Raw genomic sequence first — 20,169 nt, forward strand, 5'->3', positions numbered from 1 at the left:
CAGGTGCGACTCATGCAAGCTCCTCGGGCGCGCTGCTCGAGGGAGCCTCCGGCGCCGGATTGCGGGTGATGAACATGGCATCACCGTAACTGAAAAAGCGGTAGCCGTTGCCCACCGCCGCGGCATACGCGGCCATGGTTTGCGGGTAACCGGCAAACGCCGAGACCAGCATCAGCAGCGTGGACTCCGGCAAATGGAAATTGGTCACCAGGGCGTCGACCACGTGGAACGGCCGGCCCGGGTAGATGAAGATGTCGGTGTCGCCGCTGAACGGCTTGAGCACACCGCCACGCGCGGCGCTTTCGAGCGAACGCACGCTGGTGGTGCCCACCGCCACCACCCGGCCACCCCGGGCACGGCAGGCCTCGACCGCGGCGACCACTTCGGCGCTCACCTCGAGCCACTCCTTGTGCATGTGGTGGTCTTCGATGTTGTCGACCCGCACCGGCTGGAAGGTGCCGGCGCCCACGTGCAGGGTGACGAAGGCAGTCTCCACGCCCTTGGCGCGGATCGCCGCCAACAGCGGCTCATCGAAATGCAACCCGGCGGTCGGCGCGGCGACCGCGCCGGCACGCTCGGCGTACACGGTTTGATACCGCTCGCGGTCGGCGGCTTCGTCGGGGCGGTCTATATAAGGTGGCAGCGGCATGTGCCCGACCCGCTCCAGCAACGGCAGCACCGGCTCGGCAAAGCGCAGTTCGAACAGCGCCTCATGGCGGGCGACCATCTCGGCCTCGCCGCCGCCGTCGATCAGCAACCGAGTGCCGGCCTTCGGCGCCTTGCTGGCGCGCACATGGGCCAGCACCGCGTGGCTGCCGGTGACCCGCTCAACCAACACCTCGACCCGGCCGCCGCTGGCCTTTTGCCCGAACAGCCGCGCTGGGATCACCCGGGTGTTGTTGAACACCATCAGGTCACCGGGGCGCAGATACTCCAGCACATCGGCGAACTGCCGGTGCGCCAATGCCCCCGAAGGGCCGTCCAGCACCAGCAAACGGCTGCCCCGGCGTTCGGCCAGGGGGTGGCGGGCAATCAGGGAATCGGGCAGGCTGAAGGAGAAATCGGCGACGCGCATGATGGTTTCGGCTCAACAGGGCCGGAAATTCTAGCGGAAAATCAGCACATTGACTATGAAACCTGATTGACCGCCGCCCGGCGGCTCTCTATACTTCCGCGCCATTGCCCCGGTGGCGGAATCGGTAGACGCGGCGGATTCAAAATCCGTTTTCGAAAGGAGTGGGAGTTCGAGTCTCCCCCGGGGCACCAAACATGAAAAAGGCCCGCTGGTCTCTGACCAGCGGGCCTTTTTCATGTTTGGCCCGGCACTCCGGCTTGCGCGCGAAGGCGTATTCCAAGCCACCACCTGTGGTGCGCCTGGCCCTGTTGTTGCCCTTGGCACCTCCCCGCGCGCTTCTAACACCGCAAATTAATTTCCAGAAAATTCTCCATATTGCACCTTTGGATCCTGCTCATTACCTTCCTCGCGTCGCTGTAAAACCAGCGGCCAGGTTTGGCGACCTGAACAACCAAAGGCGCGTCAACTGCCCCACCTAGACTGCCGGCTCCCCTGCCAGCAGCCCAGTTTATGGCAGCGGTGCGTGGGAGACATTCGTGTCTGCCGGGTCCTTGGGTACCGGTTCGCCAACCTGCGCACAGCTCCCACCCTCTATCGTTTGGCGACGGTTTCTGGCAGCTCCGTGACCCAAGGAGCGTTGCGGCATGAACAATGAATTCGTTACCGCTGTGAACAGGTTTTGTCCGGTTGGGCCGGCGGCTCAGGAGCGGCCGCTGTTTCAGGTCGTGGAAGGTGTGAACGCGGCCGATGCGATCGGCCATGCGTCAGACTTGCTGGCTGAGGTGAATAGCCTGTTTACGAGGCGGCGATGGGGGATGGGTTGGTTGGACCGAGGGCGTGGTTGGTGTATCGGTCACTGGTGTGAAGGCGGTTGTGGATAGTTTGGGTGAGGCTAAGCACTCAAATGCCGGTGCTGCCGGCTCACTACAACAATCCATGGCATCAAAGGTGCTGAATTTGACAATCTGATCGCCTTATCCCTGCTTGATGGCATGGTTCCGCATCGGGCAGATCCCAAGCCGCTCGACAGCGCAAAGAAGCTTCTTTACGTCATATGTTCTAGGGCTAGGAAGAATCTATTTTTAATATCTGATACAGCTCGAGGAAAAGCAGCAACCCGCGAACTGGCGAGGACTAATTACTTATATGAAACCGTGCCTGAGCGTTGAGCTGATCGACTGCTGATTGTTGCTGGGGTACATCTGCAAACAATACTTATGGCCGGCGGAATGCCCACTGGATTCTTTGACAGGCTGACCGGCCGCGTTGGGTCCAGGCTGTGTTAAAACCCAAGCTTTACCTCGAAGAATGCGAGCGTACGTGAAATTTGTTAAAACATGGCTATTCATAGTTAGCGTAGAAGCGCGAAATTTTGATTGTTTTTAACCAGCCTCATCGCTTCGGAGGTTTTCACCCAATTTGGGTCGAAAGCGGCCGATCGCAGAGTGCCTGCTTTCGACCCATAGCGGATGCCATACTCATCAGAGATTGAGCCACCAAAGTGGACCTGAAGGCAGTACGACTGCGGCTACAACCAGTTCCTGTCTGGCAGGAGCCCAGGCAACTAAAAGTGGGAAGCTGTGCTGTTCAGGCGGTATCAGCCCGCTTGGTCAACAGCAGCATGCCCAAGGAGCGCCACGTCTGTCGTATCGGCAACCACCAGATCGGCATCGGTGATCAATCGCGTGTAGTCGAATCCGGCGAGTGTGACCTGAAAGGCGTGGCCATCGGGGCCTACCTCGTTACTACGCAGGTAGGTACGGTCGTTGACTTCATCATAGGCCATGCGCAAGGTGCCGTTACTGCCGTTGCCCAAACCGGTCACACCGAGCGCGGCGACATCGAGCTTGTCTTCGCCCCAGATGAAATCAGTGATCAGGTCGCTGCTGCCGGCATAGCTGTCGGCACTGCTCGTGAAGACGAAACGGTCATTGCCTGATCCGCCGGTGAGCTTATCGGCGCCCAACCCACCGGTCAGCACGTCATTGCCGGCGTTACCGTCGAGGGTGTCGTTTCCGGCGCCGCCGGCCAGGGTATCGTCGCCCCAATAGCCATAAAGGTGGTTGGCCTCATCATCGCCGGCCAAATTCACCGGGATGATCGGCTGCGGTGTGGTGACCGCTGTCGCGTCAATGGGCGGGGCAAACAGCACGCTGCTGGAGTTGAGCTCATTGACATGGTTCCCACTGAGCAGAATTTCGAAGCGGTTGCCATGGGTATCGGGCTCTAAGGATTTGAGCGCGGTAGCGTCGCCGGCAAGGTTTAGAACAACCTTCAGCGTACCGTTGTAACCATTACCCAGCCCGGTGAACCCCAATGCGGACACGTCAATCATGTCATGGCCGTTGCTACTGAAGTCGGTGATCAGGTCGCGGCTGCTGTAGCTGCCACTGGCATCGTTACGGTAGCTGTCGCTGAGCTGGGTATATACGAAGTTGTCGGCACCCGCGCCGCCGCTCAAGGTGTCGCCGCCCGCGCCGCCAAATAGGCGGTCATTCCCTGAACCGGCTTCGATAGTGTCGCGGCCCGCGCCGCCCTTGAGGGTTTCGCCGGCGTCGGTACCTGGCAGCAGATCGTCGTGCGAGGTGCCAGCGATCAGCGGTTGAAAGTTTGCATCGGTAATAAGGCCGCTGTTGGCTAAGAACTGCACGGCAAAACGTTGGCCGTTAGCATTCTGCTCGTAGCTTTCCAAAATGTATATGCCGCGCAGGGGCTCGCTGCGTATATGCAGGGTATCGCCATAGCCATTGCCTAAATGGCTATAGCCCAACGCCGACACGTCGAGGACATCATGTGCGGGATCAAAATAGTTGATGGCATCGGTGTACTCGCCTGAGGCTCTGATATAGCTGTCGCTGATTCGGTCGAACCGGAATACATCGCTGCCTGAGCCGCCGACCAAACTATCAGCTCCGGCACCGGGGACCAGCACATCGTTGCCACCCCCGCTGATTAGATAATCGTTACCGGCGCTGCCCATCAGCAGCTCATTGGCCAACCCACCGCGTAGGTAGTCGTTGCCGGGGCTGCCCTGCACGATGAGTTCGGCCGGGTTATTACTGACTTTGCTACCTGCGCTCGTGACCTGCAAATCGCCTAGCACCGTTTGATGGGTGATGTCTTGGGTGTCTGAAATCTGGGCCATGTCTGCTCCTTACCTACGGTCGGGCCAACGCGAGTGTGGTTCGCAGCAAATTAACGCCGCTTCGTTAATGGCAGTGGGCCTTGTCCGCTGAGAGGGCAGCTAAGCCGGTGCGATCCTGGGGATTTGATGCACATGTTGTGCGGGAGCTTTTGGCGTTCGCCATTCGGTGTGAAGGGCAATGCTGGGCATCGCTGGTAAGGATGCCGTATGGCAGTGGGTATGAGTGGCTATGCTTTACCAACGGCTGGAACCAATCAAACAGACTGCGCCGACCACCCAGGGTGTATCGCCCCCGTCAGCAGCCACCCACTACCACAGCCCTGGCCAACACCTGACCAAGGCCTATTACCCACCCAGCCCACAAAGCCGTTACCCCCCACTAGGGTCAATACAGCGTTAGGCCCAAAAAGGAGCCCGCCATGACCGTAGTCGATCGCCTCCGGTATCTGCGCGTAGTTCTAGTACTCGCCGGCCTCGCCTGCCTTGCGCTCTACCCCCTTATGCTGGTCTGGCCATCCGGCTGGGCGTGGCACACCGGCCACTCGGACTACCCGATGATGATCGTTGGCCTCTACGCCACACTGGGGGTGTTCTTGATCCGGGCCGCGCGTGACCCATTAGCCCACCTGAGCCTTATCTGGTTCACCGTGTGGTCCAGCGCCGTACACGGTGCAATCATGGCGGCCCAGGCGGTCACCCAGCCGGGGCAAATGGGGCATTTGATGGGTGACGTGCCGGCGCTGTTCATCGTGGCGGTTGCCTTGGCCATCGCCATTACCGCCCGGAAACCGCCATCCCCGGGGCGTCAGGCGCCGCGCTGAACCGCCACACACTTGATTTCAAGCAGCAGCGCCGGGTGCGCCAGGGCGCTGACGCCGATCGCCGTCCAGGCGCAGGTCGCCCTGGGGAACACCCGATCGCGGACTTTTTTATACAGCTCCATGTGCTCGGCGATATCCACGTGGTAGGTGGTCATCTCGACCACGTCGGCATAAGTGCAGCCGCCGGCATGCAAGACGATTTCAAGGTTTTTCCAGGCCGCGATGAATTGCTGTTCCGGGTCGACGATAACTTCCAGCTCAGCGGTCCGGCCTATTTGCCCCGAGCAAAACAGCAAGTTGCCGGCCTTCACTGCGGGGGCATAGCCGAGCCGCTCGGGGATCAACTTCATAGCTTCTGGAACGATGATTTCGCGATCTGGCATCAGGGTGCCCTCGAGCAACGGGTGGGTGAGCCCTATCATCATGCAGCCCGGCTATTCGTGAAAAGCACTGGCCGCCACCGCCGAGGAGGTATTCGAGTTTGCCAGCTTCCCAGGGTTTTGGCGGCCCCTCGCCAACCCTCTACGCTCCAGCTTGAGCGAAGCGAGAAAACCTCTCTTCAAACACGGCGATTGGCGGCAGTGCCAGTGCTACCAGATTGCCGCGGGGCGGCCGCATCGGTTTCGCGCAACAGGCAACGGCGAGACCCGCTACTTGCTTGTGCAGGGTGTAGGCGAATTCGACTTCATTCTCACGCAAGGCGAATAAACACGGCCCTAGTCCTGGTGGGGCCGGCCGTGCCGGGCGAAGGGCCGCTAAAGCCCTACACCGGCTTACTGCCCGACCATCAACCGCGCAGTCGCCAACCCCACCCCCAGCACCGCCACATACAGCCCCAGGCCAACCCAGGCACCTTGAACCAGCGCATTACGCATACACCCGCCTCCTCGAAACACGTTGATGTTCAGGATACGAAGCGCCACGGCACCGGTGAAATGGATAGGGGCAGTAGCGAGTATCACCGCGTTCGATGATCGACCTCAGGCGGTGGAGCCCAGGCCAGCATCATGGCATCATGCCACCTATCGCCGCTGCCCTGATGGCAGCCGCATTCCAGGAAGGAGCCGCAGTACATGAAGGCCGTTGTAGCGGGTTTGGCAGTTCTGAGCGTGGCCGTGTTGGGCGGCTGTACGGCGATTCAGGTCGAGCCACTGGGGGTGCGCCCCGCCAACATCTGCATTGAAAGCAACCCCAAGGTGCAGGTCAGTGATTTCGTCGACGTGATCCAGCGCGGCCTGGCCGCCCGTGGCATTACCTCCCAGGTGTATGCGCAGGTGCCGGCCAGCTGCGATTACCGCCTGACCTACGTGGCCTACCGCACCTGGGATGTGGTGCCGTACCTGAGCAGTGCGGACCTCGAAGTGTGGGACAGCGAACGCCGCCGAGTGGGCGCTGCCCATTACTACCTGCGCGGCAAGGGCGGGTTGTCGATGGCCAAGTGGCAAGGCACGCAGACCAAAATGGCGCCGGTGCTGGAGCAGTTGCTGAAGGATATGCCGGCGCGCTGAACGCGCGCCCTTGAGCGGCTTTATCGCGGGCTTGGCCACCCGCAACCCGCCTACCCCGGCCTTGATCCCAACCCGCCATCCATGTTACCCCTAAAAAGGCACTCTCATTTTCAGACAGGCCTTACACCACCCAATGCTCGGAACCACACGTATCCATCGCCCCTTCGGCCCATCGTCCGCCCCCCTGATCGCGGACCATGGGCCTGACCGACAAAACGGCCACCAAGCCGCCCCCGGGCTCACCCCTCTCCGCGCATCACCCCCCGCTTCGCCCCCAGGCTTTCCTAGCCCTCGCAACACCCCTGCCCTCACCGCTGGCCAGCCACCGAGCTGACCCGCTGCCGCTGCATTTGACTGGAACGCCACGCTGGCCCTGGCAGCCCCACCCAGCTTGCCGCCGTTCCCGCGACACAGGAGTCCACCCATGATTTTCTTTCAGGGAAAACGTATTTTCAGCGCCATCTTCGATATGGATGGCACCATGTTCGACACCGAGCGCCTGCGCTTCAAAACCCTCAAGCAGGCCTCTACGGAAATTTTCGGCAAGCCGCTCGCCGAGCACACCCTGGTCGGTTCGCTGGGCCTGAGCGCGAAAAAAGCCGAGGCCCTGGCCAAGGCGCACAACGGCGAACACTTCCCCTATGCGCAAATCCGCCAGCGCGCCGATGAGCTGGAACTGGAGTACGTGCGCAACCACGGCGTGCCGATCAAGGCCGGGCTGCTGGAGGTGCTCGAGCGCCTGCGCAAGTGCGGCCTGACCATGGCCGTGGCCACCTCCAGCCGGCGGGCGATCGCCGAGGAATACTTGATCAACGCCAATGTGCTGAAGTACTTCGACATCACCGTGTGCGGTGACGAAGTGAGCCAGGGCAAGCCGCACCCGGAGATCTTCCTCAAGGCCGCCAGCGCACTGAACTGCGAGCCGGGCCAGTGCTTCATGGTCGAGGATTCGGAGAACGGCATGCTCTCGGCGATCCGCGCCGAAGGCCAGCCGATCCTGATCGAAGACATCAAGCCACCGGCCGCCGAAGTGAAAGCTGGCGCGCTGAAGGCCTACACCAGCATGCGCGGGTTTCTCGCCGACCTCAGCGAGTGCATCCCCGCCCTTGGCATGCCGGAACTGGGCGAGCCGTTCCCGCAGTCACTGAACCAGTTCCGGGTGGGCATTCATGGTTTTGGCGCGATCGGCGGCGGTTACCTGACCCAGGTGTTCTCCCATTGGGACGGCTACACCCGCCCGTGTGAAATCATCGCCGCCAGCCGCTCGCGGATGCTCCGCGAAAGCGTTTCGGCGTTCGGCCGCTACAGCGTGCGCTACGGCGCCACCTCCTTCGACCAGACCATCGAGAACGTGCGGATGATCGACATGGACGACGCCACCGCGGTGGCGGCCATGTACGCCGACTCTGAAATCGTCGGCCTGAGCCTGCCCGAGCAAGCCATCCGTGACCAGGCCGAGACCATCGCCAAGGGCCTGCTGCGGCGCTTCGAGCGGCGCGGCCGCGAGCTGACGATCCTGATCGTGCTGAACAAGGTCGGCGGCGCGGCGTTTGTGCGCCGCCACGTGGAGGCGGAACTGGCGCTGCTGTGCCCCGCGGCCATTTGCGAGCAGATCATGGCCAAGACCCATTTCGCCGAAACGGTGGTCAGCCGGATCGTCTCCAAGCTCAGCAACGACGCGCTGCTGCGGCAGTTGCGGATCAAGTCGCAGATGTTCCAGAACAGCCTCGACGAAGAGCCGCCCACCCCGGCCAAAAGCACCCGCCCGGCGCCGGAGTACGAACGCCTGATCGGCCGCTTCCGGCCGTTTGCGCAGTCCAGCCACGCGCTCAGCCAGTTGCACTTGATCCTCTTCAACAGCGAGCCAGACATGCCCCTGTACGTGGAGCGTGGCAGCGACCTGCTCGAGCGCCTGCGCCAGGTGAAAACAGTCGATGACATCGGCCAGATCCAACTGATCAAGAACCGCCTGTGGAACGGCCCGCACGCGATCATCGCCTGGTACGCCAGCCTGCTTGGCTACTCGTGGGTAGGCCAGGGCATGGGCGACCCGCGGGTGAGCGCGCTCGCCGAACGGTTGATCCGCGAGGAGGTGGCCCCGGCGCTGCTGGCCGACAACGCGCAGATGAGCGAGGCGGTGGCGACCTTTGCGCAAACCTTTCTGGAGCGCTGCAAAACCTCGTTCAAAGACCCCTGCGCCCGAGTGGGCCGCGACCCACTGCGCAAGCTGCAGCGCAACGAGCGCATCCTCAGCAGCATCGACCTGGCCGGCAAGCACGCCATCGGCGCGCCGGCGCTGGCCTATGGCGCGGCTTTGGCGATCCACTACGCGCTGCGCTTCGCCAGCGCGAAAGACCCAGAAGCCGAGCGGGTGAAGCAGATTTACCACGACAGCGGCCACGTCAATGCCGTGCTCACCTACAGCGGCGACTACAACGGCCGCCCCTACCCGGGCATGGACCCGGTCAAGGACGCCGCGCTGATCGACAGCGTGGCCGAGCACTTCCACCGGCTGCAGCAGCCGGAGTCGAGCCACTGGGCCTGGCCGCTGACCAACGCCTGAGCCGGCGCGCGCCGCGGCCCGCCCGGGCCCGCGGCCGCCTGGCAGCCTCTCTGGCATCAAAGTGAACCGTTTCACCTGAAAAGGGGTCCACCCCTTACGGCGTCACATCACTGTGCCACCACCCCAGGAGCCCTCCCACCCTGCCTCCCTTGGTAAAGGAACCCGCATGTCTACCGCCAACCTTGCCTCCAGCACCTCGCTGAAGCCCCAAACCTACATGGCCGTGGTCGCCACCGTGGCCGCCATCGCCGGCGGCCTGTATGGCTACGACACCGGCATCATCTCTGGCGCCCTGCCGCAGATCGCCCATGACTTCCAGCTCGGCTACCGCGCCCAGGAACTGGTCACCGCGGCCATCCTGCTCGGCGCGGTGATCGGCGCCATCTGCTCCACGCGGCTGTCGGCCAGCCGCGGCCGGCGCACCACGATCATGATCGTCGCGGCGGTGTACTGCGTGGGGGTGGTGGCGGCGGCGTTGTCGCCCAACGTCTGGTGCCTGGCCGTGGCGCGGTTGGTGCTGGGCTTCGCGGTGGGCGGCTCGACGCAGATCGTGCCCACCTACATTGCCGAACTGGCCCCACCGGATAAACGCGGGCGGCTGGTGACCTACTTCAACGTGTCGATCGGCGTGGGCATCCTGATGGCGGCGGTGGTCGGCGTGGCCGGGCAGAACCTGTTCGACTGGCGCTGGATGATCGGCATCGCCCTGGTGCCATCGCTGCTGTTGCTGCTGGGCATGACCAAGCTGCCGGGCAGCCCGCGCTGGCTGGTGGAAAACGACCGCCGCCGCGACGCCGCCGCAGCCCTGGCGCTGGTGCGTGAAACCCGCCAGGAAGTGAAAGAAGAAATCGCCGACATCCAGGAAATCGTCGAACAGCGCGACCAGATGCCCAGCGTCGGCTGGGCGGCAATCAAGGAGCGCTGGGTGCGCCCGTCGCTGGTGGCCGGGCTCGGGGTGGCGGCGTTCACCCAGCTCAGCGGCATCGAGATGATGATCTACTACACGCCCACCTTCCTGAAAAACGCCGGCTTTGGCGCCTCGGCGGCGCTGTGGTCGGCACTGGGGGTGGCGGTCACCTACCTGGTGATGACCTTCATCGGCAAGCTGATCGTCGACCACACCGGCCGCCGCAGCCTCAGCCTGATGATGCTGCCCGGCGCGGTGGCCAGCCTGCTGGTGCTGGGCGCGGTGCTGCACTTCGACATGGCCGGGGATAACCAGGCGTGGTGGATCATCAGCTGCTTGATCGTGTTCATGATCTTCAACTCTGGCGGCATCCAGGTGATCGGCTGGCTGACCGGCGCGGAAATCTACCCCATCGCCATCCGCGACCAAGCCGCCGGCCTGCACGCCGCCATGCTCTGGGGCTCGAACCTGCTGCTCACCGGCACCGCGCTGACCATGACCCACTGGCTCGGTGTGGGCGGGGCGATGTGGGTGTACGCCGGGTTCAACGCGCTGGCGTGGGTGTTCATTTACTTTTTGGTGCCGGAAACCGGTGGGCGCAGCCTGGAAGACATCGAGCGGAGCTTGCGCGACGGGACCTTCTTGCCACACGCCAAAAAACACTGAGGGCTGGCCGTACTCGCGGTTTTGCCTAACAGCTTGCAGCGCTGGCGATGCTGCCTAAGCTGGTGTGCTTTGCCCAAACCGCAAGGCACACCATGAGCATCAAGCAACTGCGGGCCGATGTAGAAGCCCACTTCGACACCTTCGAAAAAGTCCCTCTGAACGCCGCGTGGCGGCGGCGCGACACGCGCATCTGCCTGCTGTGGATGTTGAGCTGCATCATCGCGATCAGCATCGCGTTGGCCGGGCTGCCGGCCACCGTGCTCACCGCCTGGATACCCGCGCTGCTGCCAGTGATGGCCATCACCCTGCTTTGTGCCCTGCACATGAGCGAGGTGTACGCACAATTGCGTGCCCAACGCCTGGGCGCGGCCGGCCACCTCTCCCCCAGCGAGCGGCTGCTGCTGCAACAGCACTGGTTGTGCGAGCGCTACGCCTGCCAGCCGGCGGAGTTGCTCGGCATCGCCCGGCAACTGCGCCACGCCTGGGAAGAGCGCAAGCAGCTTGAAAAGCTCGCCAGCACCGACACCATGGCGCCACGCTTCGTGGCGTTCTTCACCCTGCCGGACTCCGCGCGGCTGATCGGGCTGGTGGCGGCGGTGGCGGCGATCATCGCCACGCTGATCACCTTGGGCGGCAGCATCGATAACGTGTTTTCCGCCCTGGAAGACTGGCGGCCACTGGTGTTCGGTATCGTGCTGCTGACCTTTCTCGGCGCCGAGCTGGTGCTGCTGTGGATCATGGCCTCGGCGATGCTGCGGGAGCTGGGCAGCACGCTGCTGGAGCAACTGGGCTGGCTGCCGCTGAACCCGCGCCGCGTTTACGGTTACCTGCTCACCTTGCACATCGCCCATGAACCGGTCACACCCACCGGGCGCAAGATGACCACGCTGATCCGCGCGATTGCGCTGTGCTTCGAGCCGTTGCCGGTGGTGTGGGGCGTGGTGCGTGGGCGGTTGCGCGGGCCAGTGGGTGGGCTGGGGGCATGAGGGCGTAGCGGCCGGCCCCTCGCCCGGCACAGCCGGCCTCCCACCAGATTTGTGTAAGCCATTGATTTACGAGGCAACACAGAACCCGTGGGAGGCCGGCTGTGCCGGGCGATGGGCCCTCACGCCCGACCTACCACCACAGCTTCACCCCCACCACCAGCCGCGCCTCTTCCACATCATCGCCTTCCTCGCGCACATAATCGGCGCTGCGGCCGAACTGCTTGTTCCAGGTCACGCCCACGTACGGCGCCACCTCGGGGATGATTTCGTAGCGCAGGCGCAAGCCGGTTTCCACATTGGCCAGCCCTGCCCCCTGCTGGCGCTGGGGGTCGTTGCGGGAGAACAGGTTGGCCTCCAGCATCGGCTGCAGGATCAGGTTCTGGGTGATGTTCAGGTCGTACTCGGCCTCCAGCCGCAGCGCGCTCTGGTTGGCCTCGCCAAGGTAGGCGGTGGCCTTGGTGTCGAGCCCGCCCAGGGGTTCGCCCTGCAGGCCCAGCGCCGCCCAGGTTTGCGGGCTGGCGGGTTTGAAGTCCTGGCGCACGCCGGCGACCACGTCCCAATAGGGGCTGATGGCATGCCCGTAGAGGGCCTGCAACTCGGCCTCTTCGGTCAGGCCGTTGGTGCGCTCGCCCTCGGAGCGCAGCCACAGGCGGTCGATGTCGCCGCCCACCCAGCCTTCGAACTCCCAGGCCAGCGCGGTGCCGGCGTCGGCCTTCTGGTATTCGAGGCGGTCGAACGAGAAGTAGCTGTGCAGGTCGCTGTCGTGCATGCCCATCGCGCCCATGCTGGCGTCGGCCCAGGCGCCAGGGCTGCTGGCCAGCAGGCAGGCTGTGAATAACTTACGCATCAACGCGCACCTCGCGGAACATGCCCGCTTCCATGTGGTAAAGCATGTGGCAGTGGTAGGCCCAACGACCGAGGGCATCGGCAGTGACGCGGTAACTGCGGCGCGTGCCTGGGGGGATGTCCAGGGTGTGCTTGCGCACCTTGAACCGCCCGTGTTCGTCTTCCAGGTCGCTCCACATGCCGTGCAGGTGGATGGGGTGGGCCATCATCGTGTCGTTGACCAGCACGATGCGCACCCGTTCACCGTACTTGAGCAGGATCGGCGCGGCGTCGGCGAACTTCACCCCGTCGAACGACCAGGCGAATTTCTCCATGTGCCCGGTCAGGTGCAGTTCGATCGTGCGGCTGGGCTCGCGGCCGTCCGGGTCGGGGAAGGCGCTGGCGAGGTCGGCATAGGTGAGCACGCGGCGGCCATTGTTGCGCAGGCCGATGCCTGGGTCATCCAGGCGCGGCTGGGGGTTCATGGTTTGCATGTCGACCAGCGGGTTGTGCTGTTCCGTGGCCGGGTGGGTCACGGCCGCGGGCTGGGCGCCGTGGTCCATGGCCGGCATGGCCATGCTGCCGTGGTTCATCTTCGAGTGGTCCATGCCAGCCATGCTGCCGTGGTCCATCTTCGCCATGTCCATGCCCGCCATGCCGCCGTGGTCCATCTTCGAGTGGTCCATCCCTGCCATACCGCCTTGGCCCATCTTCGAGTGGTCCATGCCCGCCATGCCGCCGTGGTCCATGCCCATGTCCGCCATGCTCACCAACTGCCGCGCATCCAGCGCCGGCACCGGCGCGCTCAGGCCCACGCGCTGGGCCAGGGTGGCGCGGGCGTAGCCGCTGCGGTCCATGGCCTGGGCGAACAGCGTGTAGGCCGGTTGCTCGGCCGGCTCAACCAGCACGTCGAGGGTTTCCGCCACGGCCAGGCGGAACTCATCGACGCTGACCGGGTTCACGTACTGCCCGTCGGCCGCGACCACGGTCATCTTCAGGCCGGGAATGCGCACGTCGAAGTAACTCATCGACGAGCCGTTGATAAACCGCAGCAGCAGCTTTTCACCGGGCTTGAACAGGCCGGTCCAGTTGCCGTCCGGGGCCTGACCGTTGACTAGGTAGGTGTAGGTTTGCCCGGTCACGTCGGCGAGGTCGGTGGGCTGCATGCGCATGCGTGCCCACATGGCGCGGTCTTTCACGGTGGCGGCAAAGCCGTTGTCGGCCACGTCGTGGATAAAGTCGACCAGGGTGCGCGGCTGCTGGTAGTAGCCGGCCTGGGCCTTGAGGCGGGCGAACACCCGCTTGGGGTTCTCGTCGGTCCAGTCGCTGAGCAGCACCACGTGCTCGCGGTCGAAGCGGTACGGCGCTGGCGTGGCCGGGTCGATCACCAGCGGGCCGTACACGCCCAGTTGCTCCTGGAAGCCCGAATGGCTGTGGTACCAGTAGGTGCCGTGCTGGCGCACGGTGAAGCGGTACTCGTAGAGGCCGCCGGGGGCGATGCCGTGGAAGCTCAGGCCGGGCACGCCGTCCATGTTACTGGGCAGCACGATGCCGTGCCAGTGCAGCGAGGTGGCCTCGTCGAGGCGGTTGCGCACGCGCAAGGTCACCGTGTCGCCCTCGCGCCAGCGCAGCAATGGGCCGGGCAGGCTGCCGTTGATGGTTTGCGCCGGGCGCGAACGGCCGTTGAGTTCAACCGTGCTGGCGGCGATGAACAGGTCGAAATCGCTGCCCTGCAGCACCGCCTGTTGGCTGCCCGAGGCCGCCCAGGCCGGCTGCCGCCACAGCCCCAGGCCACCCAGTAAGGCGCCGCCGGCCAGGCCGGTGACGAAGGTTCTTCTGCTGTGCATGCCGCCTCGCTGCAAGGGCTCTATCGTGCCGCCCAGCATGGCGCCTGGCGGCTGTCAGTGTGCTGATCAGAACATTACAGCCACGTAAGGTTGCAGCGCCTGGGCATATCCATATACCCCTGGGTGGTTCTAAAAATAGAACCGTGGCGGTCAATATTCATATAAGAAAAGGTGATTTCATATTCTCCCGTTATTAAAACTAGGCTCGACTCCACATTCCGCCCCACACCAAGGAGTTGGCCCATGGCTCTCAGCATTGAACCGGTTGCCGGCCGCATCGGCGCACAAATCAATGGCATCACCCTGAGCGGCGACCTGCCCCGCGCGCAGTTCGAGCAGATCGAGCACGCCTTGCTCAAGCACAAAGTGCTGTTCTTCCGCGGGCAAAACCTCACCGACGAGGAACAGGAGCGCTTCAGCCGGCTGTTCGGTGAGCAGGTGCCGCACCCCACCGTGCGTTCGGCGAACAACTCCAGCGCCCTGCTCAACCTCGACTCGAAAGAAAGCCGCGCCAACTCCTGGCACACCGACGTGACCTTCGTCGCCAACCCGCCGAAAATCTCCATTTTGCGTGGTGTGGTGATCCCGCCCTACGGTGGCGACACCGTGTGGGCCAACACCGTGACCGCCTACGAAGAACTGCCCGCCCCGCTCAAGCAACTGGCCGACAGCCTGCGCGCGGTGCACAGCAACCTGTATGACTACGCCCCGCCCGCCCACGCCGCGGAAAACGCCCTGAAGCGCTACCGCGAAGAGTTCACCGCGCTGGAGTACGAAACCGAGCACCCGCTGGTGCACGTGCACCCACAAACCGGCGAGCGCGCGCTGGTGCTGGGGCACTTCGTGAAGCACTTCGTGGGCGTGACGCCGAATGACTCCAAGCAGCTGTTCCGGCTGTTCCACGACCGTATCACCCATGTGAACAACACCGTGCGCTGGCGCTGGCAGGCCGGTGACGTGGCGATCTGGGACAACCGCGCCACCCAGCACATCGCGGTCAACGACTACGGCGATGCCGAGCGCGTGGTGCGCCGCTCGACGCTCGACGGCGAAATCCTCATCGGCGTAGACGGCCAGCCCAGCCGCGCGCTGAAACCCAGCCCGGAAACGCGCTCGCCGCGCACCGAGGCCGACAAAACCCACCTGGCGGCCTGACCCGGAGCACTGCCCATGAAGCGCATAACCCTCAAACGATTTGCCGCCACCGCAGGCGCTACCATCGTGCTCGGCTGGCTGGCCGCGGGCGCCCAAGCCGACGTGCTGCGCATTGGCGTGGCCTCGGCCGGCGGCGGCGACCCGGTCACCTTCGGCGGCTCCACGCTGAGCGTGGTGCGCAACCAGCAACTGCTGGAGAAAGCCTTCGCCGGCAGCGGCACCGAGGTGCAGTGGTTCTTCTTCAAAGGCGCCGGGCCGGCGGTCAACGAGGCGTTGTCGAACCAGCAGATCGACTTCGCCTACGAAGGCGACCTGCCCCAGGTGGTCGCCCGTTCCAATGGCCTGGACACCCGCCTGCTGGCCTCGCTGGGCACCCGCGCGCCGATCTACATCGCGGTGCCGAAGGGCTCGAGCATCAAGACCCTGGCCGACCTCAAGGGCAAAACCGTCGGGCTGTTCCGCGGCACCAACCTGCACCTGCTGGCGATCAACGTACTGGGCAGCGCGCACCTCACCGAGCGTGACCTGAAAGTGATCAACCTCGACACCGGCAGCATCCAGGCGGCGCTGGTGTCGAAAGGGATCGAAGCCGGCGTGGGCGGCTATGAGCTGTTCAAGCTGCGCGACCAGGGCCTGGTCGACATCATCTATTCCAACGAGGAAAACGACCCGCAACAAACCCGCCAGACCAGCCTGCTGGTGCGCACCGACTACGCCAAGGGCCACGAAGCGCAAACGCAAAAGGTGGTCGACACGCTGGTGCAGGCCGCGCGCTGGAGCAGCGACCCGGCCAACCAGCCGGCGCTGTTCGACGAGTTCGCCAAAAGCGGCGTGCCGGTCAGCTCCTGGCAGGCCGAGTTCGCCCCGGGCAGCTTGCCGGTGCGGCTGTCGCCGCTGATCGACGACTACGTGATTGGCCGCTACCAGGCCACCGCCGACCAGGCCCTGCAGGAAAAGCTGATCCGCCGGCCGGTGAAGGTCGACGGCTGGTTCGACACCCATTACCTGAACAACGCCCTCAAGGCCCAAGGCCTGCAAGGCTACTGGACCGCCTACAAGGCTGACGGCAAAACCGCCGAGCAAAACGCGGCCACCGCTGCCGCGGCGCAGGAGCACAGCCATGAGCCAGGCTAGCGGCGCGGCCTTGGCGCGCGGCGCCAGCCTGGCGGGGCCACGGGCACCGTGGCTGCTCGACCGTGCGCTGCCGTGGCTGCTGCCGGTGGCGCTGTTCACCCTGTGGGCGGTGGGCGCGCAACGGGGCTGGGTGTCGCAGCAGGTGCTGCCGCCGCCCAGCTTCGTGTGGGAAACCCTGCGCGACCTCGCCACCAGCGGCGACCTCTGGGTGAACGCCAGCGCCAGCTTCCAACGGGTGGTGCTCGGCTATGCCCTGGGCGCTGGGCTGGGCCTGCTGCTGGGTGGGGCAATGGGCTTGTCGCGCAGCGTGCAGGCTTACCTGCTGCCCAGCTTCAATGCCCTGGTACAGATCCCGGTGCTGGGTTGGCTGCCGTTCGCGCTGTTGCTGTTTGGCATCGGCGAGCCACTCAAGTACGCCCTGATCGCCCACGCCGCGCTGGTGCCGGTGACCCTCGGCACCCTGCAGGCGTTCCGCCAGGCGCCGGCCAAGCTGCTCGAGGTGGGCCGCGCCTACGGCTTCAGCCAAGCGCAGTTGATCACCGGCGTGGTGCTGCCGGCGGCGGTGCCTACGCTGTTCACCGCGTTGCGGCTGGGCTTCACCAAGGCGTGGTTGTCACTGGTGGTGGTCGAGCTGGTGGCCTCCAGCGAAGGCCTGGGCTACTTGATTGTGTACGGCCGGCAACTGTTCCAGCTCGACCTGGTAATGGCCGCGGTGGTGGTGGTCGGCGCGGTGGGTTATGCCATCGACCGCGGCTTCGACTTGCTGGAGCGGCGCCTGAGCGCCTGGAGGCCACTATGAAGGATTACCGCGGCTGGGTACTGCCGATGCTCGCCTTGGGGGTATGGTGGCTGGCCAGCGCGCAGGGCTGGAGCCCGTCTGGGCTGTTGGTTTCACCGGAAAAAGTGTGGGCCACCAGCGTGCAGGAAGTCAGCAGCGGCCACCTTTGGGTGGCACTCGGTGCGAGCCTGGCGCGGGATTTGAGCGGGTTTTTCATCGGCGCCGGGCTTGGCCTGGTGCTGGGTGGCGTGCTCGGGCTGTCGCCCTTGGGCAACCGCTTGCTGGGGCCCAGCTTCAACACCTTCAAGCAGGTCTCGCTGTTCGCCTGGATCCCGCTGATCTCGGTGTGGTTCGGCCTGGGCGATGTGGCCAAGGTGGTGTTTTTGTCTTTGGCGGCGCTGGTGCCGGTGGTGGTGAACACCGCCGACGGCCTGCGCAACGTGCCGCTGCCACTGCTGGAAGTGGCCAAGGTGTATGGCTACAACCGCCGCCAAACCCTGCTGCTGGTGCGCCTGCCGGCGGCCTTGCCGTCGATCTTCACCGGGCTGTACCTGGGGCTGATCTACTCCTGGCTGGCGACCATCGGCGCGGAATACCTGCTGGTGTCGGGGGTGGGCATCGGCAACACCCTGATCGACGGCAGCGAACACTTTCAAATGGACCTGGTGCTGTTCGGCATGGTGGTGATCGGGCTGGTCGGCGGGCTGCTCAACAGCCTCGCGCGCCTGGCCGAAAAACGCTTGCAGCGCCTGTACGGCACGCCCTGAACCCAACGAGGCCTTAACGATGCACGCCAACAGCCTGGTGCTTGATCACGTCAGCAAACACTTCCATAACCCTCAGGGCGGCCCGGCACTGCAAGTGCTCGACGACATCGCCCTGGACATCGCCCCGGGCGAGTTCATCAGCATCGTTGGCGCCAGTGGCTGCGGCAAGTCCACCCTGCTGCGGATGATCCTGGGCCTGGAGCAAGACTTCGACGGGCAGATTCTGCTCGACGGCCAGGCCGTGAACGGCACGGGCCTGGAGCGCGGCATCGTGTTCCAGGACCACCGTTTGTTCCCTTGGCTGAATGTGCAGGCCAACATCGCCGTGGGCCTGAAAAACAGCCCACTGCCGGCGGCGGCCAAGCGCGACGCGGTGCGCGAGCATTTGGCGCTGGTCGGCCTGGAGCGCTTCGCCGAGGCTTACCCGCATCAGATCTCCGGTGGCATGGCCCAGCGCGTGGCGATCGCCCGCGGCCTGGTCAACCGCCCCAGCGTGCTGTTGCTCGATGAGCCCTTCGGTGCCCTCGACGCGCTGACCCGCGCGCGCCTGCAAAACGAACTGCAGCGCATCTGGGCACAGGAACGCATCACCATGGTGCTGGTGACCCACGATGTAGAAGAAGCGGTGCTGCTGGGTGACCGGGTGGTGGTGATGCAGCCCAACCCGGGGCGGATCAAGCGCATCGTCGAGGTCGATCTGGCGCACCCACGGCAACGTAATGACCCACGCCTGGTGGCCTTGCGAGACAACGTATTACAAGACTTCATTGAGCATTGAGGTGGGGGGCTGGCAAGCTAAATGCCAGTATGCTTCCATGGCGCTTCCCGCTTCGCTGGGCAAGCCCGATGGACGCACACCACTTTTTAAAGCTGCTGCGCAGTTGGCAGCACGGTTCGATCAGCCGCCGTGACTTTCTCGGCCGCAGCGGCCTTGGCGTGGCCGCTGCGGTGCTGGCCAGCCAGTTGCCCACCGCCCGCGCGCAAAGCGCCGGCAGCCTGCTGCTGGAAACCTGGCCGCACTATCACAGCCCGGCCACCCTGGAGCAGTTCCAGCAAAGCCATGGCGTGAAGGTGCTGCAGGCGGTCTCGGGCTCCAACGAAGAAATGCTCGCCAAGGTGCGCGCCCAGCCCGGCGAGGTCGACGTGCTGGTGGCCACCAACTATGTGATCGGCAGCTACGCCGCCCAGCGTTTGATCGAGCCGCTGAACCTTGCCCGCCTGCCCAACTTCGACCCGGCCGCCTACGACGGCCGCATGCTCGCCCAGGGCCAGTTGGCCAGCACCTTCTATGGGGTGCCGAAAAACTGGGGCACCACCGGCATGCTCTACAACGCCCAGCGCCTGGCCCAGGGGCCAGCGACCTGGAAGGCCTTCTGGCAATTGGCGCAAACCCGCGCCGACCGCCGCGCCGTGGTCCACGACTACCCGCTCACCGCCATCGGCAACGCGCTCAAGGCCTGTGGCTTCAGCTTCAATTCACTGGAGCCGGCCGAGCTGGACCAGGCCGAAGCCTTGATGCTGCAAACCAAGCCGCACCTGCTGGCGATCACCTCCGACACCCAGCCACTGCTGCGCGCCGGCGATGCCTGGCTGGCGATGGCCTGGACCGGCGACGCGCAGTTGCTGCACCGTGAAAACCCGGCCATGGCCTACGTGCTGGGCCGCGAAGGCGGCGAGATCTGGACCGACTTCTACTGCATCGCCCGTGCCAGCCAGAACAAAGACGCCGCCTACGCCTTGATCGACTACCTGCTCACCCCGGCGCACAACAAACAGGACGTGCTGGAAGTCGGCTACCCCTGCGGCGACCGCCGCGTCGACGCGCTGCTGCCGCCCGAACTGCTGCGCGACCCGATCATGTACCCGGCGGCCGAGGCGCTGTCGCCGCTGGAGTATGGCGCCGCGGCGACCTTGACCAGCCCGCGCCGGGCCGAGATCATGGCGCGCTTCAAGGCTTGAGGCCGGCTGTGCCGTAATGCTGTTCACTTGAGC

At 64.6% G+C, this 20,169-nt stretch carries 16 protein-coding genes, 1 tRNA gene and 1 pseudogene; 13 read left to right on the forward strand and 5 right to left on the reverse strand.

Translation table 11 applies throughout. The annotated features are described in order from the left end of the window. Positions 1–10 precede the first annotated feature (10 nt). Positions 11–1,075 (reverse strand): tRNA preQ1(34) S-adenosylmethionine ribosyltransferase-isomerase QueA, encoded by a 1,065-nt coding sequence (gene queA, locus ACFZCE_RS00225; RefSeq protein ID WP_390934982.1) that lies wholly within the window; start codon positions 1,073–1,075, stop codon positions 11–13. 106 nt (positions 1,076–1,181) lie between these two features. Between queA and ACFZCE_RS00230 the strand changes: the two genes are divergently transcribed. Both ACFZCE_RS00230 and ACFZCE_RS00235 read left to right on the forward strand, forming a co-directional pair. Further along, positions 1,182–1,266 (forward strand) — tRNA-Leu (locus ACFZCE_RS00230). 741 nt (positions 1,267–2,007) lie between these two features. Then, positions 2,008–2,244: a 3'-5' exonuclease gene (locus ACFZCE_RS00235; RefSeq protein WP_390936417.1), complete on the forward strand. Its 237-nt coding sequence runs from the start codon at positions 2,008–2,010 to the stop codon at positions 2,242–2,244. Positions 2,245–2,672: 428 nt separating this feature from the next. Here the strand turns inward: ACFZCE_RS00235 and ACFZCE_RS00240 are convergent, their stop codons facing one another. Beyond that, positions 2,673–4,220 (reverse strand): M10 family metallopeptidase C-terminal domain-containing protein, encoded by a 1,548-nt coding sequence (locus ACFZCE_RS00240; protein WP_390934983.1) that lies wholly within the window; start codon positions 4,218–4,220, stop codon positions 2,673–2,675. A gap of 419 nt (positions 4,221–4,639) precedes the next feature. Between ACFZCE_RS00240 and ACFZCE_RS00245 the strand changes: the two genes are divergently transcribed. Then, positions 4,640–5,041 (forward strand): DUF6632 domain-containing protein, encoded by a 402-nt coding sequence (locus ACFZCE_RS00245; protein ID WP_390934985.1) that lies wholly within the window; start codon positions 4,640–4,642, stop codon positions 5,039–5,041. Here the strand turns inward: ACFZCE_RS00245 and ACFZCE_RS00250 are convergent. Further along, a complete protein-coding gene (locus tag ACFZCE_RS00250; RefSeq protein ID WP_390934987.1) occupies positions 5,026–5,424 on the reverse strand; it encodes a Rid family hydrolase in 399 nt (132 codons plus the stop codon). The two genes, ACFZCE_RS00245 and ACFZCE_RS00250, sit on opposite strands and share 16 nt — an antisense overlap. A gap of 690 nt (positions 5,425–6,114) precedes the next feature. Between ACFZCE_RS00250 and ACFZCE_RS00255 the strand changes: the two genes are divergently transcribed. The 4 genes from ACFZCE_RS00255 to ACFZCE_RS00270 all read left to right on the forward strand — a co-directional run bounded on the left by ACFZCE_RS00255 (position 6,115) and on the right by ACFZCE_RS00270 (position 11,671). Further along, on the forward strand, positions 6,115–6,549 hold the full coding sequence (locus ACFZCE_RS00255) for an Sbal_3080 family lipoprotein (protein WP_390934989.1): 435 nt from the start codon (positions 6,115–6,117) through the stop codon (positions 6,547–6,549). 424 nt (positions 6,550–6,973) lie between these two features. After that, positions 6,974–9,112 carry a bifunctional mannitol-1-phosphate dehydrogenase/phosphatase gene (mtlD, locus tag ACFZCE_RS00260; protein WP_390934991.1) on the forward strand — a complete coding sequence of 713 codons (2,139 nt, stop codon included), beginning with the start codon at positions 6,974–6,976 and terminating at the stop codon, positions 9,110–9,112. A gap of 112 nt (positions 9,113–9,224) precedes the next feature. After that, entirely contained in the window at positions 9,225–10,685 is a 1,461-nt protein-coding gene (locus ACFZCE_RS00265; RefSeq protein ID WP_390934993.1) for a sugar porter family MFS transporter, read from the forward strand. Positions 10,686–10,777: 92 nt separating this feature from the next. Beyond that, on the forward strand, positions 10,778–11,671 hold the full coding sequence (locus ACFZCE_RS00270; RefSeq protein WP_390934995.1) for a hypothetical protein: 894 nt from the start codon (positions 10,778–10,780) through the stop codon (positions 11,669–11,671). Between the two features lie 130 nt (positions 11,672–11,801). On the opposite strand, the pseudogene ACFZCE_RS00275 reads toward ACFZCE_RS00270, so the two are convergent. After that, positions 11,802–12,455 (reverse strand): annotated as a pseudogene (locus ACFZCE_RS00275) (copper resistance protein B); the annotation flags it as partial. Positions 12,456–12,510: 55 nt separating this feature from the next. Beyond that, positions 12,511–14,343, reverse strand: coding sequence for a copper resistance system multicopper oxidase (locus ACFZCE_RS00280; protein ID WP_390934997.1), 1,833 nt, complete (start codon positions 14,341–14,343; stop codon positions 12,511–12,513). A gap of 243 nt (positions 14,344–14,586) precedes the next feature. On the opposite strand from ACFZCE_RS00280, the gene ACFZCE_RS00285 reads away from it, so the two are divergent. The 6 genes from ACFZCE_RS00285 (at position 14,587) to ACFZCE_RS00310 (ending at position 20,136) form a co-directional block, all read left to right on the forward strand. Further along, entirely contained in the window at positions 14,587–15,498 is a 912-nt protein-coding gene (locus tag ACFZCE_RS00285) for a TauD/TfdA family dioxygenase (RefSeq protein WP_390934998.1), read from the forward strand. A 15-nt stretch (positions 15,499–15,513) separates the two neighbouring features. Continuing rightward, entirely contained in the window at positions 15,514–16,632 is a 1,119-nt protein-coding gene (locus tag ACFZCE_RS00290; protein WP_390934999.1) for an ABC transporter substrate-binding protein, read from the forward strand. Further along, positions 16,619–17,431, forward strand: coding sequence for an ABC transporter permease subunit (locus ACFZCE_RS00295; protein ID WP_390935001.1), 813 nt, complete (start codon positions 16,619–16,621; stop codon positions 17,429–17,431). Before ACFZCE_RS00290 ends, ACFZCE_RS00295 begins: the two co-directional genes overlap by 14 nt. Continuing rightward, positions 17,428–18,177 (forward strand): ABC transporter permease subunit, encoded by a 750-nt coding sequence (locus ACFZCE_RS00300; protein ID WP_390935003.1) that lies wholly within the window; start codon positions 17,428–17,430, stop codon positions 18,175–18,177. Before ACFZCE_RS00295 ends, ACFZCE_RS00300 begins: the two co-directional genes overlap by 4 nt. A 19-nt stretch (positions 18,178–18,196) precedes the next feature. Further along, a complete protein-coding gene (locus ACFZCE_RS00305; protein WP_390935005.1) occupies positions 18,197–18,955 on the forward strand; it encodes an ATP-binding cassette domain-containing protein in 759 nt (252 codons plus the stop codon). A 68-nt stretch (positions 18,956–19,023) separates the two neighbouring features. Next, complete coding sequence (locus tag ACFZCE_RS00310; RefSeq protein WP_390935007.1) at positions 19,024–20,136, forward strand: extracellular solute-binding protein; 1,113 nt, start codon at positions 19,024–19,026, stop codon at positions 20,134–20,136. The last annotated feature ends 33 nt before the right edge of the window (positions 20,137–20,169 follow it).

It is taken from the genome of Pseudomonas sp. NPDC007930 (assembly GCF_042958985.1).
Classification (GTDB): Bacteria; Pseudomonadota; Gammaproteobacteria; order Pseudomonadales; family Pseudomonadaceae; genus Aquipseudomonas.